The sequence below is a fragment of the Pseudomonas sp. HUK17 genome, from assembly GCF_001566765.1.
Genome location: NZ_LSMW01000010.1, coordinates 53,087 through 67,182 on the forward strand (window position 1 = coordinate 53,087; position 14,096 = coordinate 67,182).

The 14,096-nt window shown below is 63.6% G+C and carries 13 protein-coding genes; 7 read left to right on the forward strand and 6 right to left on the reverse strand.

The window, feature by feature from the left end; genetic code table 11:
- Window positions 1-155: 155 nt before the first annotated feature.
- Window positions 156-1,739 (reverse strand): glycogen synthase GlgA, encoded by a 1,584-nt coding sequence (gene glgA, locus AX284_RS05890; protein ID WP_068384210.1) that lies wholly within the window; start codon window positions 1,737-1,739, stop codon window positions 156-158.
- 346 nt (window positions 1,740-2,085) lie between these two features.
- Window positions 2,086-3,207 carry a mechanosensitive ion channel family protein gene (locus AX284_RS05895; protein ID WP_017639940.1) on the reverse strand — a complete coding sequence of 374 codons (1,122 nt, stop codon included), beginning with the start codon at window positions 3,205-3,207 and terminating at the stop codon, window positions 2,086-2,088.
- Between the two features lie 324 nt (window positions 3,208-3,531).
- On the opposite strand from AX284_RS05895, the gene AX284_RS05900 reads away from it, so the two are divergent.
- From AX284_RS05900 to tauD, 5 genes are all read left to right on the forward strand, one after another.
- Window positions 3,532-3,903, forward strand: a complete 372-nt coding sequence (locus AX284_RS05900; protein WP_017639939.1) for a response regulator — start codon at window positions 3,532-3,534, stop codon at window positions 3,901-3,903.
- Window positions 3,904-4,069: 166 nt separating this feature from the next.
- On the forward strand, window positions 4,070-5,101 hold the full coding sequence (tauA, locus tag AX284_RS05905) for a taurine ABC transporter substrate-binding protein (protein ID WP_153015322.1): 1,032 nt from the start codon (window positions 4,070-4,072) through the stop codon (window positions 5,099-5,101).
- 70 nt (window positions 5,102-5,171) lie between these two features.
- On the forward strand, window positions 5,172-5,960 hold the full coding sequence (locus AX284_RS05910) for a taurine ABC transporter ATP-binding protein (protein WP_068384059.1): 789 nt from the start codon (window positions 5,172-5,174) through the stop codon (window positions 5,958-5,960).
- A complete protein-coding gene (tauC, locus tag AX284_RS05915) occupies window positions 5,950-6,765 on the forward strand; it encodes a taurine ABC transporter permease TauC (RefSeq protein ID WP_026083713.1) in 816 nt (271 codons plus the stop codon). The genes AX284_RS05910 and tauC overlap by 11 nt, the downstream gene beginning before the upstream one ends.
- A 10-nt stretch (window positions 6,766-6,775) precedes the next feature.
- Window positions 6,776-7,627 carry a taurine dioxygenase gene (gene tauD, locus AX284_RS05920; RefSeq protein WP_068384061.1) on the forward strand — a complete coding sequence of 284 codons (852 nt, stop codon included), beginning with the start codon at window positions 6,776-6,778 and terminating at the stop codon, window positions 7,625-7,627.
- 30 nt (window positions 7,628-7,657) lie between these two features.
- Here the strand turns inward: tauD and AX284_RS12135 are convergent, their stop codons facing one another.
- Together AX284_RS12135 and AX284_RS05925 are read right to left on the reverse strand one after the other, a co-directional pair.
- On the reverse strand, window positions 7,658-7,792 hold the full coding sequence (locus tag AX284_RS12135; protein ID WP_017639934.1) for a hypothetical protein: 135 nt from the start codon (window positions 7,790-7,792) through the stop codon (window positions 7,658-7,660).
- 103 nt (window positions 7,793-7,895) lie between these two features.
- Entirely contained in the window at window positions 7,896-9,119 is a 1,224-nt protein-coding gene (locus tag AX284_RS05925; protein WP_068384062.1) for an acyl-CoA dehydrogenase family protein, read from the reverse strand.
- 660 nt (window positions 9,120-9,779) lie between these two features.
- Between AX284_RS05925 and AX284_RS05930 the strand changes: the two genes are divergently transcribed.
- Both AX284_RS05930 and solA read left to right on the forward strand, forming a co-directional pair.
- Window positions 9,780-10,778: a fatty acid desaturase gene (locus AX284_RS05930; RefSeq protein ID WP_068384064.1), complete on the forward strand. Its 999-nt coding sequence runs from the start codon at window positions 9,780-9,782 to the stop codon at window positions 10,776-10,778.
- 132 nt (window positions 10,779-10,910) lie between these two features.
- Window positions 10,911-12,080: an N-methyl-L-tryptophan oxidase gene (gene solA / locus AX284_RS05935; protein ID WP_082731518.1), complete on the forward strand. Its 1,170-nt coding sequence runs from the start codon at window positions 10,911-10,913 to the stop codon at window positions 12,078-12,080.
- Here solA and AX284_RS05940 read toward each other — a convergent pair.
- Together AX284_RS05940 and AX284_RS05945 are read right to left on the reverse strand one after the other, a co-directional pair.
- On the reverse strand, window positions 12,077-12,733 hold the full coding sequence (locus AX284_RS05940) for an ion channel (RefSeq protein ID WP_017639931.1): 657 nt from the start codon (window positions 12,731-12,733) through the stop codon (window positions 12,077-12,079). The genes solA and AX284_RS05940 overlap by 4 nt on opposite strands.
- A gap of 89 nt (window positions 12,734-12,822) precedes the next feature.
- On the reverse strand, window positions 12,823-14,055 hold the full coding sequence (locus AX284_RS05945; RefSeq protein ID WP_064308781.1) for an MFS transporter: 1,233 nt from the start codon (window positions 14,053-14,055) through the stop codon (window positions 12,823-12,825).
- Between the last annotated feature and the right edge of the window lie 41 nt (window positions 14,056-14,096).

Sequence of the window (14,096 nt, forward strand, 5' to 3'; positions counted from 1 at the left end):
GGAGAACTCCCGAAACCGGACGGCAAAAAAGGCACTGCGGCCCAATTGGCCGCAGTTGCTGTTATGACCGGTGAGAGTTGCTCAAAGTTGGGCGGGGTGAGCGCTTTTCGTCGGCCTTTTGGCCAGGGAAAAGCGCTTGGTAGCCACGTCGGACATCAGACGCCGACGTGACGCTCCTGGTGAGCGGTGGCCTGGAGCAGATCAAGGTACAGCGAGGCATAGGGTTTGGCGCATTCGGACCAGAAGAACGGCCCTTGCATGGCCCTGTGACGCATGGCCAGCAGCAGGCCCTGGCGTTCGAAAACACCCAGGGCGCGATCGATCGCACCGATGTAGTTTTCCAGCGACAGCGGGGCGAACAGGAAGCCGGTAGTACCGTCTTCGATGCTGTCGGCCAGGCCACCGGTACGGGTAGCGATTGGCAGCGAGGCGAAGCGCTGGGCATACATCTGGCTCAGGCCGCAGGGCTCGAAGCGCGAAGGCATCAGCAGGAAATCGCTGCCTGCATACATGCGTCGGGCTTCCGTCTCGCAAAAGCCGATGTGGGCGCTGACACGACCTGGATAGCGCAGAGCAAGAGCGCGCACCTGCCGCTCGATGTGCGGCTCGCCGCAACCGATGATCATCAACTGGCCACCGCGGGCGACAATGTGATCGGCGGCCTGGATGGTCAGATCGATGCCTTTCTGCTGGACCAGACGCGAGACCACGGCGAACAGTGGGCCATTGGACGGCTCGAGGCCGAATTCCTCGCGGATGCGGGCGGCGTTGACCGCCTTGCCGTCCCAGTCGGATTCGTGGAACTGCTGGCAGAGGTGCGGATCGCTGCAAGCGCTCCAGCCATCGTCGATGCCGTTGAGCAGGCCGGTCAGCTTGCCGTCCCGCGCCTTGACCTGCAGCAGGCCTTCCAGGCCACAGCCGAATTCCGGCGTGGTGATTTCCTGGGCGTAGGTGTGACTGACCGTGGTGATATGGTCCGCATAGACCAGACCGGCCTTGAGAAAGGAGACCTTGCCCCAGAACTCCAGACCTTCCATCTGGAAGGCGTGGGCCGGAATGTCCAGGTCGGCCATGACCGAGGCCGGGAACAGGCCCTGATAGGCCAGGTTATGGATAGTGGTCAGACAGGGAGTGCTGGCACCCTTCCAGCGCAGGTAGCCGGCGGCGAGGCCGGTCTGCCAGTCGTTGAGGTGCAGCAGATCCGGTATCCAGCGAATCGAGGCGTCGCCCAGGGCGAAGTCAGCGGCAGCGCTGGCCAGACGACCGAAACGGATGTGGTTGTCAGCCCAGTCGGCGCCGTTCAGGTCGCCGTAGGGGTTGCCCGAGCGCTCGTACAGCTCGGGACAGATCAATACATAGACGACCAGCCCGTCGTCCAGATTGACGCGACCAATGTCACAGGCGGGCATGGCGGCACGGGCAGCGATGCGGCCGACCATCTGCACACGGTCCTTGATCGCAGCCATCACCTGACGGTAACCGGGGATCAACACCCGGACATCATGGGAGGCCGCGAGGGCGCGCGGCAGGGCGCCCGAAACCTCGCCCAGGCCACCGGCCTTGACGAAATCGGAAATCTCCGGGGTCACGAAAAGAATGCGCTTGCGGCTTTCGACAACGGAGCTCAGCGTCAGCTGAGGCTCTTCGACACGCTTGCGAGGAGAGCTGGATGTGGTGGTGCGAGTGGCAGTTTCTACGGGCTCCAGAGCCCCAAATTTCCCCACGACGGCATTTGCCATGGTGCGCTCCCAATGCAGCAAGTTCGAGACTGAGGTTTACCTGATTGCTTCTTCCTGAAGCTCGATGCTCCTGGTTCAAAAACGCCTACAGCCGAGCTGCTACAGCCTTTTTGCCGGTCACCTCTTCTGAGATGTCTGGATTTGGGCGAGAACTGCTTCGCGGATTTCCAGATTGCTCTCGCACTGACTCACGGACGACGTCACAAGTTTCCCGCGCGAATGTTGCGGTCTTGCTTCGCGTTGCCAAATACATGCCCAAAAGGTGGCGCTCATTCTTGGTGCGCTAAGAAATAAGGGCCAGGTGAACCGCTTTATGGGCGCCTGATCGCTGCAATTGGCCGAAAAATCAGACTTCTGGCTGGCGTACGACTGGCTCCTGCCTTTCGTCGGATCGCGGCGTGGGAAGGGCATCGCGGCGCCCCAGTTCAGTCCGTAGCTTGGGCAGACAGAGGGGGAATTCGCGATTGATGTAGGTGATCAGCCGTTCCCGCACAAAGCAGCGCAGGTCCCAGTTCTTCGAGGAATCACCCGAGCTCACCAGCACCCGGATCTGGATGGAATCATGGGACGCATCGGTCACCTGCAGCACGCAGACACGCTCGTCCCATAAATGGGGCACTTCGGCACAGGCGCGTTCCAATTCGGTGCGGATCGGCGCCAACGGCAGGGAATAGTCAACCCATATGAAGACCGAGCCAATGAGACTGGACGACGAGCGTGTCCAGTTCTGGAAGGGGGTTTCGATGAAATATTGCAGGGGTACCACCAGGCGGCGGTCGTCCCAGATGCGTACCACCACATAGGTACCGGTGATCTCTTCCACGCGCCCCCATTCACCCTCGACGATGACCACGTCATCCAGCCGGATCGGTTGGGTCACGGCGATCTGCAGGCCGGCGATGAGATTGCCCAGGACCGGGCGCGCGGCGATGCCCGCCACCAGGCCGGCGACACCGGCGGAGGCGAGCAGGCTCGCACCTACTTGGCGCACCGCCGGAAAGGTCATCAGCATCAAGGCGATACCCACCAGCAGCACGATAAAACTGAGGCTGCGTACCAGCACCCGGTTCTGCGTCTGAATCCGGCGGGCCCGCAGGTTGTCCACCACATCCACCGGATTGCGTAGGGCGATTGTGGCCCCGACGGCCTTGACCGCCCGGAGGCCCAGCCAGGTAAAGGCAGCGATGCTCAGTAGACCGGTGACGTGCTGTACGGCGCGCAACAGTGGAAGGGCATCGGGTGCGGAATTCCAGACACCTTGGAGCACCACCAAGGGTACGGCGAGGCGTGCGGGTTTTTCTGCGTACTTGACCAGGTTGCGAGCGAGCAGGAAGGGACTGGCCAGGCGGCGGATGGCGGCGAATGCCAGCGTCAGGGCGATGATACTGATCAACAGGGCGACCGCCGCCGCAATCAGCGTGGTGACCCAGGGGGCGTTGAGCCAACCCGTCCAATCGATGGCCGTCATGCGCATTTTCCTCCGGCAGACGGCTCCCCGTGATCCTGAAAAGCTGACACGCCGGAATCGCGAGGGAGCCTTTCGAGATACCTGTTTTCCGACTGAGGGGCTCCGGTACGGTTCCCTGGAGGAACCAAGCTTTATAGTAATACCACCCCTTAAATAGAAGGCTTTGGTTACCGGACAATTTTTTTGTAATCAGTGAGGCAGGATGTCGCACCACACGACTAAGCTCAGGGGAGACTGCGCAGCTGACGCCAGATAGGAGTAGAATTCGCGCCCCAACGAGATACGTCCAGTCAGATGGCGGACCTGCGGAGATCGAGCGGATTTATGAAACCAGTGGTAGTGGTCGTCGAAGACGAGAACATGTTGCTCGGGCTGATGGAAGAGGTGCTCGAAGGAGAAGGCTTTCAGGTGCGCACCTTCGGTACCGCGGATCAAGCCTGGGAGTACCTGTCGAGTGCGCGTCCGACGCCGGATCTGCTGATCACCGATGTCCGCATGCCAGGTGCCATCGATGGTCTGGAGCTGGCGCGCCGCGTCAAGCAGCAGCTGCCGGGTCTGCCCATCATCGTCTCTTCGGGTTATTTCGAAGAACTCCAGCCCGAACGCGCCCCCGATATCTACTATCTGCCCAAGCCCTGGCGCTTCGACGATCTGCTGGCTGGCTGCTTCCGCTTCCTCAATCAGCGCAAAGGCTGATCCCTGTCTCTTGCGGCCTGGTTCCAGGCCGCGGCTCGCTGTTCGGAACGGTTACCTTGCCAGCCTGTAAATGACCTTCCGGCTCTCTGCCTAAGCTGATTCCATATAGTTATTTATCAAGCGATCTTTAGATCGTTTAGCTTGGCCTCCAACAGGCATCGCGTTGATGCCGAGGACGCGCTTTGGCGCGTCTGCCGACAAGGAGGCCTTTGTGAATTCGCTGATCAAATCCCTGGTTCTGACTGTAGGCATGGCAGCGCTCGCGGGGCAGGCGTCCGCGGTCGATCTGGTGGTGGGCTACCAGACCGGTGTCGATCCATCCAAGGTCGCCCAGGCCGATGGCCTCTACGATAAGGCGGTCGGTCAGAAGATCGACTGGCGCCGTTTCAACAATGGTCCCGAGGTCGTCGCCGCACTGGCTTCGGGGGATGTGCAAATCGGCAATCTAGGTTCCAGCCCCCTGGCAGCGGCCACCTCGCGCAAGCTGCCGCTGGTGACCTTCCTCGTCGCCGCACAGATCGATTCCGCCGAAGCCCTGGTGGTGCGCAATGGCAGCGGTATCGACCAACCCGAGCAACTGGTTGGCAAGACCATCGCCACCCCCTTCGTCTCCACCTCGCACTACAGCCTGCTCGGCGCGCTCAAGCACTGGGGCGTGGACCCGACCAAGGTCAAGATCGTCAATCTCAATCCCACCGAGATCGCCGCGGCCTGGCGCCGGGGCGACATCGATGGCGCCTTTGTCTGGTCACCGGCGTTGGGCGAGATCAAGAAGAACGGCAAGGTCCTCGCCGATGCGGCCCAGGTAGGCAGCTGGGGGGCACCGACCTTCGAGGTCTGGGTGGCGCGCAAGGACTTCGCTGAAAAGCACCCCGAAATCCTCGCCCAGTACGCCAAGGTCACCTTGCAGGCCTTCGCCGACTATCAGGCCCACGGCAAGGACTGGAACGCCGGGTCCGAGCAGGCCAAGAAGATCGCTCGCCTGACCGGCGCGGACGCCGCTGATGTGCCTGAGCTCCTCGCCGGGTCCCGTTATCCGGACGCCGAGGCCCAACTGAGCCCTGAGCTGCTCGGTGGTGGCACGGCCAAGGCCATCGCTCGTACCGCCGAATTCCTCAAGGAACAGAAGCGCATTCCCACGGTGCTCGACGACTACTCGCCCTATGTCAGCGCCGAATACGTCCGCGCGGCCCAGTAACGACCCTTCTTCACGCCACGACTCGCCCCTCTTTGGAGGGGCTTTTTTTCCCTGCCGACAGGAGCCGGTCATGAGTCGACTCACCCTAGAACAGGCCAGTCTCGGATTCGTCCGCGGTGGTCGCCGTCAACCGATCTTGCAGCAGCTCGACCTCGCGGTGGAGAAGGGCGCTTCCCTGGTGGTACTGGGGCCGTCCGGCTGCGGTAAATCCAGCCTGCTCAACGTCCTCGCCGGGTTCCAATCGCTGGACGCGGGGCGTGTGCAGCTCGATGGTCGTACCTTGGCGGGACCGGGCGGCGAGCGCGGCGTGGTGTTCCAGAACGATGCCCTGATGCCTTGGCTCAATGCCCTCGACAATGTCGCGCTCGGCTTGCGCCTGCGGGGGCTGAGCCGGCGTGAACGAGAGGACAAGGCCCGCGAGATGCTCGACCTGGTCGGGCTGGCGCACCATGCCGGCCATGGCATCGGCGAATTGTCCGGGGGCCAGCGCCAGCGCCTGGGGCTCGCCCGCGCCCTGGCGGTGGATCCGGATTTCCTGCTGCTGGACGAACCCTTCGGCGCCCTCGACGCCCTGACCCGGGAACGGATGCAGGTGCTGCTGCTGGAGGTATGGAAGCGCACCGGCAAGGGCCTGTTCCTCATCACCCACAGCGTCGATGAGGCGCTGTTTCTGGCCACCGAACTGCTGGTGCTGGACGGGCCGCCGGCGCGCATCGTGCGGCGCCTGGACGTGCCTTTCGCCCGCCGTTATCTGGCAGGGGAGCCCGTTCGCCAGATCAAGGCCGATCCCCGTTTCGCCAAGCTGCGCCAGGAGTTGCTCGACCTCTTTCTGCAGGAGTCGCCCGATCATGTCCTCTGACACCCTCGTTTCCACTCTGCAAGACTCCCGAGAGCGCCGTCGATTGCGCCTGGATCGCCGTCGCGTGGCAGCGCTGGGCACCTTGGCCGGCGTGGCGACGCTCTGGTGGAGCGCGACCCATCTGGGCTGGGTGGACACCCTGTTCCTGCCGTCGCCCGAGCAACTGCTGGTCGCCCTGCAGGGGCTGCTCGCCGAGGGCTACCTGGATGCCAGCCTCTGGCAACACCTGGGCACCAGCCTCCTGCGAGTCCTGGCTGCGCTACTGGCAGCCGTGTTAACCGCGGTGCCCCTGGGTATCGCCATGGGCCTCAATCCCACGCTGAATGCCGCACTGGATCCGCTGGTGGAGTTCTATCGACCGATCCCGCCGCTGGCCTATCTGCCGCTGATGGTGATCTGGTTCGGTATCGGCGAGTTGTCCAAGGTGCTGCTGATCTATCTGGCGCTGTTCGCACCGTTGCTGATCGCCACCGTGGGCGGGGTGCGGCGGGTCGATCGAGCGCGTCTCCAGGCAGTGCGCTGCCTGGGCGCGTCGCGAGGGCAGGTGGTGCGTCACGTCATCCTCCCCAGCGCCTTGCCGGACATTCTCACCGGCCTGCGTATCGCCCTGGGTGTGGGCTGGTCGACCCTGGTGGCGGCCGAGCTGATCGCCGCCAATCGCGGCCTGGGCTTCATGGTGCAATCGGCGGCGCAATTCATGGCCACCGATGTGGTGGTGGTGGGCATCCTGCTGATCGCCAGCATCGCGCTGTCCATCGAGCTCGGCTTGCGCGCCCTGCAGCGCCGCTATGCCGGTTGGCGCTGAGGAGCTCGTGATGGCCATCACCTTCGAACGTCTCGGCTCTGCCTTGGGTGCGCGCGTCCATGGCCTGGATTTGCGCGAGGCCCTGGATCCCGCCAGCCATGTCGCACTGCATCGGGGATTGCTGGAGCACCAGGTGCTGTTCCTCCGTGACCAGTTGCTCACGCCTCGCCAGCAACGGGACGTAGCCGCCCATTTCGGTGATCTGCACATCCATCCGATCTATCCCAAGCATCCCGAGCAGCAGGAAATCCTGGTGCTGGATACCGAGTTGAACGATCTGCGGGACAATGCGCTCTGGCATACCGACGTCACCTTCATCCAGACGCCACCCCTGGGATCGCTGCTGAGCGCACGCCAGGTGCCGGCGTACGGCGGCGACACCCTCTGGGCGAGCAATTCGGCGGCCTATGCGGCCTTGTCCGCGCCGCTGCGCGAATTGCTCGACGGCCTGAGCGCCTGGCACGACCTGAGCAAGTCCTTTCCACTGGAACGCTTCGGCCATACCGCGGAAGGCCTGCAGAGCTTCAACGCGGCACGCGCCGCCAATCCGTCGGTACGCCATCCGGTGGTACGGGTACATCCGGAAAGCGGGGTCAAGGGATTGTTCGTCAGCGCCGGCTTCACCACCCGGATCCACGAGCTGGAAGAGGCCGAAAGCGATGCGCTGCTGCAGCTGCTGTTCGCCCACGCCGCCCGACCGGAGTTCCAGGTGCGCTGGCAATGGCGGGTGGGCGACCTGGCCTTCTGGGACAATCGCATCACCCAGCACTATGCCTGTGACGACTATCGTCCCCAGCGTCGCGTGATGCACCGGGCGACCATTCTGGGTGACCGTCCGCGTGGCCCCGGCGAGGCGCGGTGATGGCGCGTGCCGCGACCGGGAGCGACGGGATCAGTTGCCCAGGACGTCGACCAGCCCCAGGACGAAGAACAGCACGATGCACACCGCCGCCACGACGACAGGGATGAAGCGCGGATCCTTGATAGCCTTCCACATGGCCTGACGATTGCTGCGCGACCTTTCCATGACACCGCTCCTGGGAGAAAGCCGGCGAGCTTAAAGCATCGCCGGGGGCGGCGAACAGCGGGGCAGGGCCGCTCTCGTCGCCGTTTCCGGCTGCTTCGGCAGCCTAGGCGACGCCGATCTTCCATTGCGGCGGTGGCGGAGTGCCGTTGACCGCGAAGTCACCGACGATACGATCCTTGTAGATGCGCGGATTGTGGGAGGCGAGGGTGCGGGCATTGCGCCAGAAGCGATCCAGTCCCAAGGGTCGCAGCGTGGCCGAGGCGCCCAAGGCATCGAACAGGCGGCCGGAGGCGTCGATGATCAGATCCGTGACCACATTGAGCGATTGGCAGACCTCCAGTTCGGCCAGTGCCACGGCGCTGTCTTCAGCAGCCTGGTCGTCCGCCTGCCAGAGGTCATGCACGCGCTGCAATGCCTCGGCATTCTTCAGCGCGATCACCCCGGCGCAATAGGCGGCGCTGCGTACCTGGCCTACCACGGCCAGCACCTGCGGATCCTGGCTGACACGGTCGGCGTTGCCGATGGTGAAGGTGCGGGTACGGGCCGCGACCGCGGCGGCCACCTCGCTGCTCATGGCCCGGCCCAGGCCCGCCAGATTGGCGAGATGAAAGACCTGGAAGAAGCCGGGCGAATAGCGGAAGCGCTCGCCCACGGTGACCACATCGGTGGGTTCCACCCGCACATTGGTGAAGGTCGCCGTGCCACTGGCGGTCAGGGTCTGGCCGAAACCGTTCCAGTCGTCCACCACCTCGACGCCGGGCGTCTCGCGGCGGACAGTGGCCATTACGCGGTCGCCAGCGTCGTCGGTGGCACCCACGTCGATCCAGTCGGCATAGAGCGACCCGGTGGTGTAGAACTTGGTGCCGGAGAGCAGCAGGACGTCTCCCTCCCGGCGCAAGCGGGTGCTGAATTCGGCCCGCCGGGCATCGCCGACTTCGCTGGACGCCGGACCCAGGGTTTCGCCGGCGGCAATACGGGCGAACCAGCGTGTGCGGCGTGCCTGGTCATCGCTGTTGAGCAACCCTTCGACAAAGCCCATGTGACCGCGCAGCGCCTGGACCAGATTGGAATCCGCCTCGCCGAGCTCGATGAGCAGGGCGAACAACTCTGGCAGCGTGACACCGGCGCCACCGTGCTCGATCGGTACTCGCAACGCGGTGAAGCCGGCCGCCCTCAGCCAGTCCAGTTCTTCGACCGGCAGCCGCCGCTGCACCTCGCGCTCGATGGCGCCTGCGCGAATGCGCTGGAACAGCGGCTGGAAGCGCGCTGAGAGTTCGGCATGGCGTTCGGAAGGGCCGGCTCCCCAGCCTGCGGAGAGGGTGCTCATGGGATAGGAGATCCTTGTGGTCGTGTCGGGCGGGATTCAGGGCAAGCGAGGCCAAGACGGGCCATTTCGGTGTGGGCGGCGTTGGTGCGACCGATCAGCAGGATCGTCGCGACCAGGCGATGAACCAGGTCGTTCAGCGCCGGTAGCCTCGCCACCGGGCGACAGCCAGGGGATATGGCCTGTCCGTGAGCGGCTGCCCGCCGCACCTTGACCCGGCGCGGGTGGAAGGCCCGCTGGCTCGCAGGACCCTTCGCCGCGAAAAAGGGCGCGGTCTTAGTGCTAGGGAAAATATCGATAAAGAAGCGCATGGCCACTTCTGGCAGAACGAAAGTCCAACGAGTCTAGAAGACTCGCGGAGAGCGCTGCCAATCTTCAAAGCTGCTAAGGATATGCCCTTAGTTGTCTCGCCAGATAACTGTCTTTCCGGCAACACCTGAACTCGGTTAATGGGTTTTTTACTTCTAAGCTTAGGCTTTTAAAGCCAGGGGTATAAAGCAGTGAGTGATGGAAAGTTGGTGTCGGAACCCGTTTGGAATAGCGCTGGAGTTGTCTAGACCGAATGCCCGAGAGCAACTTCATGAGGTAATGCTTTAACGATATTTGGCTTCTCGACTGTTTGTCCCTAGGGTCACCACTGTTATCCGCTATCAGGACCCCGTGGTGACTGTCTATCTGGATGCGCGGCATCGCCGCCTGGTCAAATTACTTCTGAGTACCTTTGCCGCCCGCAGCGAGTGGCCTACCTGGGGGCTGGTGGTTGGCGTTTACGCCAGCTGGCTGACGCTCATCTGGGCCTGGCCATTGCTCGGCTACTGGACACTGCCGCCGCTGATACTGGTCGTGGTGCTGCACCAGTCCCTGCAACACGAGCTGATCCATGGTCACCCCACGCGCTGGTCCCGCGTGAATGCGCTGTTGGCCTATCCGCCGCTTGGCCTCTGGTTTCCCTTTCCGCTCTACCGCGATAGCCACCTGGCCCACCATCGCCGCGAGACCCTTACCGACCCCGCGCTGGATCCCGAGAGCCGCTATGTCGATGGGGAGCTATGGGAGCGGCGAGGACAGACCGGGCGTGCCTTGCTCTGGCTGGACAAGACCCTGATCGGGCGAATCCTGGTGGGACCGGTCCTGTCGCTGCACGGCATGCTGGATCACGAACGGGGTCGCTGGCGGCGTGGCGAGCAGGGCGTACTGCGCGTCTGGCTGGAGCATCTGGCGCTGTGCGCGGGACTGCTTCTGACGATCCACGGGCTGTCTGGAATGCCCATCGCCGTCTATGTGCTAGGGGTCGCCTGGCCGGCGCTGGCGTTGGCACTGGTCAGATCCTTCTACGAGCATCGCCGGGCCGTGGATCTTGCCCAGCGCTGCGTACTCAACGAAAGCGGCGGGGCCATGCGCTGGCTGTTTCTCAACAATACCCTGCACCTGGTTCACCACGATCTTCCGGGCTTGCCCTGGTATCTCATCCCGCGGGTCTACCGCGCCCGGCGCGGTGCCTACCGGATGCGCAGCGGTGATTTCGTGTTCTCCGGTTATCGCGAACTGGGTCGGCGTTTTGGTTGGCGCGCCGTGGATGCACCGTTACACCCTACGGCGCCCCTTTCAGCGCGCCCGCTAGGGACCGAGGATCGCCCTTGCGTTTCCAGTCTTTCCTGGTAATACCACCCCCTTGTAAAAGATCCCTGCCTATCTCGTACCGTGCCAAGTGGAAAACAGGGTGGTGCAGTGCCCCTTGCGACCTTGGCAGCTCTGCTAGAGTGCCCACTCTGCCAGGATGCCCAGGAGATAGGCGTGCAAGACTCGACCTTTGACGTGATCGTGCTGGGGCTGGGCGCCATGGGTTCGGCCACGCTCTACCACTTGGCCAAGCGTGGCGTGAAGGTCGCGGGCGTCGATCGCCATTCGCCACCCCACGACCTGGGTTCCAGTCACGGCGCAACGCGCATTACCCGCCAGGCGGTGGGCGAAGGCGCGGCCTACGTGCCCCTGGCGCTCCGCTCGCAGCAGCTCTGGCGCGAGCTGGAAGCGGAGCGGGGCGTCAGCCTCTTCGAGCAATGTGGCGTGCTGATCATGACCGCCACGGCGACGGCCACCTCCCATCACGGTCGCCCGGATTTCACCCGGGCGACGCTGGAACTGGCTCGCCAATACGGCATCCCCCACGAAGCCTGGGAGGGCACCGCCATTCGCCAGCGTTTCCCGCAATTTCGCGTGGCAGACGATGCCCTCGGCTATTTCGAGCCGGGAGGAGGCTATCTGTATCCGGAAGCCTGTATTCAGGCGCAGCTGGACGGGGCTCGGGAGCGGGGTGCGCGGATCCAAACCGATACGGTCATCGAACGCCTGGAAGCGGACGGGCAGGGCGTGCGACTGCATTCTGCCGAAGGCAGCTGGCGAGCGAGGCGGGTCATCGTCGCCGCCGGCATGTGGAGCGCTGAACTGCTGAGAGCGCCTTTCGATCGGTTGCTGCGCGTTTGCCGCCAGAGCCTGCATTGGTTCGAGGTGGCCGACCCCACGCTGTTTCCGAGCGATTCGCCCAGCTTCATCCTGGCCCACGGCAGTGGCGACGCCGATCTCTTCTACGGCTTTCCACCGTTGCCCGGCGAGAACGCCGTAAAGGTCGCCACCGAACAATATACGGATAATACCACCCCTATATGCATTGATCGAAATCTACACCCGGAAGAATCGCACCAGCTGTTCAGTGATCAAGTGGGGAGGTGGGTCGGCGGTCTTTCGGCGCGCACGGTGCGCAGCGCCGTCTGCGCCTACACCGTCACACCCGATTTCGGTTTCATCGTCGACGAGCATCCCGCGCTGCCGGGCGTGACCGTGGTCAGCGCCTGTTCGGGACATGGCTTCAAGCATTCGGCCGCGCTGGGCGAGGCGCTTGCCCAGCGCGTGACCACCGGGCACAGCGACATCGATCTGGACAGCTTCAGCCTGGCGAGATTCGGCTAGCGGTTGCGCACCGTCAGGGTGACCAACCGGGTCACTACCAGGGCGATATACATGACCCCGGAGAACTGACCGAGCATGACCAGCGAGCGCGCCATCGGCTTGATCGGGTAGATGTCGCTCAGGCCGACACCCGACAGGATGGCGAAGCTGACGTAGAGCAGCTCCGTCCAGGTGCGGGCGGCGAGAGGATCGTTGGCGGCGGTAAAACTGTTGGGCTGCAGGATCTGACAGGCCGAATAGGCGTGAGCGAAGGCCCAGGCCAGCAGTGTGAAAGTCGCGCCCACTGCGAAAAGTTCGTCGGTGGTGGCTCGCTGATCCTCCATCATGTAGGCGATGAGGCTGCCAGCGGCATAGAAATAGAAGATCGCATCGAGGATGGCCAGGGACACCACCAGGTGCCGATTGCCATGCCATTCCACCAGTACCGTGAGCACCAGGATGCAGCCGGCGAGGATGAAGCCCAGCCATTGGATGGTCGGGCTGCGTCGGACCATGCGCAGGGCGGTGGCCAGGACGATGATGCCAAAGGCACCGATGATGGCGCGACCATGCTCTTCCTGTTCCACGAAGGGATAGAGCAGCAGGCCGAGCAACTGGATGAACAGCAGGTTGGCGGAAGGATAACGGACCAGGTAGTGCAGCGGACTCTTCATCGCGACTCGGCGAAAGCTCAAGGGGCGGCCAGCGTAGCGGGTGGCGCAGCGCTTCGCCACGGGAGCCTTGCGCCCCCGTGGCTTGGGCCTCAGACCGCCTTGCGGCGGGTGGACGGCAGCAGGATGGTGAGGATGCCCAGCAGCGGCATGTAGGAGCACAGCTGGTAAACGTACTCGATGCCGCGATGGTCTGCCAGATTGCCCAGGCCGGCGGCGGCGATGGCGCTGAAGCCGAACATCAGGCCAAAGAATATTCCGGCGATCATGCCGACGTTGCCCGGGACCAGTTCCTGGGCGTAGACCACGATGGCCGAAAAGGCCGAAGCCAGAATGAAGCCGATGATGACGCTGAGCACGCTGGTCCAGAACAGATCGACGTAGGGCAGGGCGAGGGTGAAGGGCGCCGCACCCAGGATCGAGAACCAGATGACGGCCTTGCGACCGATGCGATCGCCGATGGGGCCACCGAAGAAGGTGCCCGCCGCGACTGCACCCAGGAAGAGAAAGAGGTGCAGCTGGGAGCTGGCCACCGAGAGACCGAATCTTTCGATCAGGTAGAAGGTGAAGTAGCTGGTGATGCTGGCCATGTAGATGTACTTGGAGAACACCAGCAAGGCCAGCACGATCAAGGCGAAGGTCACTCGCCCGCGCGACAGGCCGTGGCTGACCGCGGCCGCTTTGCGACCCTTGGCGCTGCGCAGGTGATTGCGATACCAGCGCGATAGCCCGTATTGCACGCCGATGGCGAACAGCGCGAAGAGCGCGAACCAGGCGACGTGGGTCTGGCCGTAGGGGATGACGATGGCTGCGGCCAGCAGCGGGCCGATGGCCGTGCCGGCGTTGCCGCCGACCTGGAAGGTGGATTGCGCCAGACCGAAGCGACCGCCCGACGCCAGGCGCGCCACCCGCGAAGTTTCGGGATGGAAGGTCGAGGAGCCGACACCGATCAGCGCCGACGCAGCCAGGATTGCCGGAAAGCTGCCGACAAAGGCGAGCAGCAGTACGCCAATCAGGGTGCAGACCATGCCAGCCGGCAGCAGATAGGGTTTAGGATGGCGGTCGGTGTGGAAACCGATCCAGGGTTGCAGCAGGGAGGCAGTGATCTGGAAGGCCAGGGTGATCAGACCGATCTGGGTAAACGTCAGACCATAGCTGTCCTTGAGCATCGGATAGATCGATGGCAGTACGGACTGGATCAGGTCGTTGATCAGATGGGCAAGCGCACAGGAGGCCAAGATTCCTGCTACCAGCGGCGAAGCGCCTGCGGCAACGGCGGTTGGAGTTTCGCCAGCGGTGGCTGGCGTGGCAGGGGAAACGGCCATGCAGGTATTACCCTTATTATTTATGTCCAGCCGCTCACTGT

What these genes read in the sequence shown, in the direction of transcription:
- glgA (WP_068384210.1), bottom strand. Translation starts at nt 1,739, where the DNA reads ATGGCAAATGCCGTCGTGGGGAAATTTGGGGCTCTGGAGCCCGTAGAA.
- AX284_RS05895 (WP_017639940.1), bottom strand. Translation starts at nt 3,207, where the DNA reads ATGACGGCCATCGATTGGACGGGTTGGCTCAACGCCCCCTGGGTCACC.
- AX284_RS05900 (WP_017639939.1), top strand. Translation starts at nt 3,532, where the DNA reads ATGAAACCAGTGGTAGTGGTCGTCGAAGACGAGAACATGTTGCTCGGG.
- tauA (WP_153015322.1), top strand. Translation starts at nt 4,070, where the DNA reads ATGCCGAGGACGCGCTTTGGCGCGTCTGCCGACAAGGAGGCCTTTGTG.
- AX284_RS05910 (WP_068384059.1), top strand. Translation starts at nt 5,172, where the DNA reads ATGAGTCGACTCACCCTAGAACAGGCCAGTCTCGGATTCGTCCGCGGT.
- tauC (WP_026083713.1), top strand. Translation starts at nt 5,950, where the DNA reads ATGTCCTCTGACACCCTCGTTTCCACTCTGCAAGACTCCCGAGAGCGC.
- tauD (WP_068384061.1), top strand. Translation starts at nt 6,776, where the DNA reads ATGGCCATCACCTTCGAACGTCTCGGCTCTGCCTTGGGTGCGCGCGTC.
- AX284_RS12135 (WP_017639934.1), bottom strand. Translation starts at nt 7,792, where the DNA reads ATGGAAAGGTCGCGCAGCAATCGTCAGGCCATGTGGAAGGCTATCAAG.
- AX284_RS05925 (WP_068384062.1), bottom strand. Translation starts at nt 9,119, where the DNA reads ATGAGCACCCTCTCCGCAGGCTGGGGAGCCGGCCCTTCCGAACGCCAT.
- AX284_RS05940 (WP_017639931.1), bottom strand. Translation starts at nt 12,733, where the DNA reads ATGAAGAGTCCGCTGCACTACCTGGTCCGTTATCCTTCCGCCAACCTG.
- AX284_RS05945 (WP_064308781.1), bottom strand. Translation starts at nt 14,055, where the DNA reads ATGGCCGTTTCCCCTGCCACGCCAGCCACCGCTGGCGAAACTCCAACC.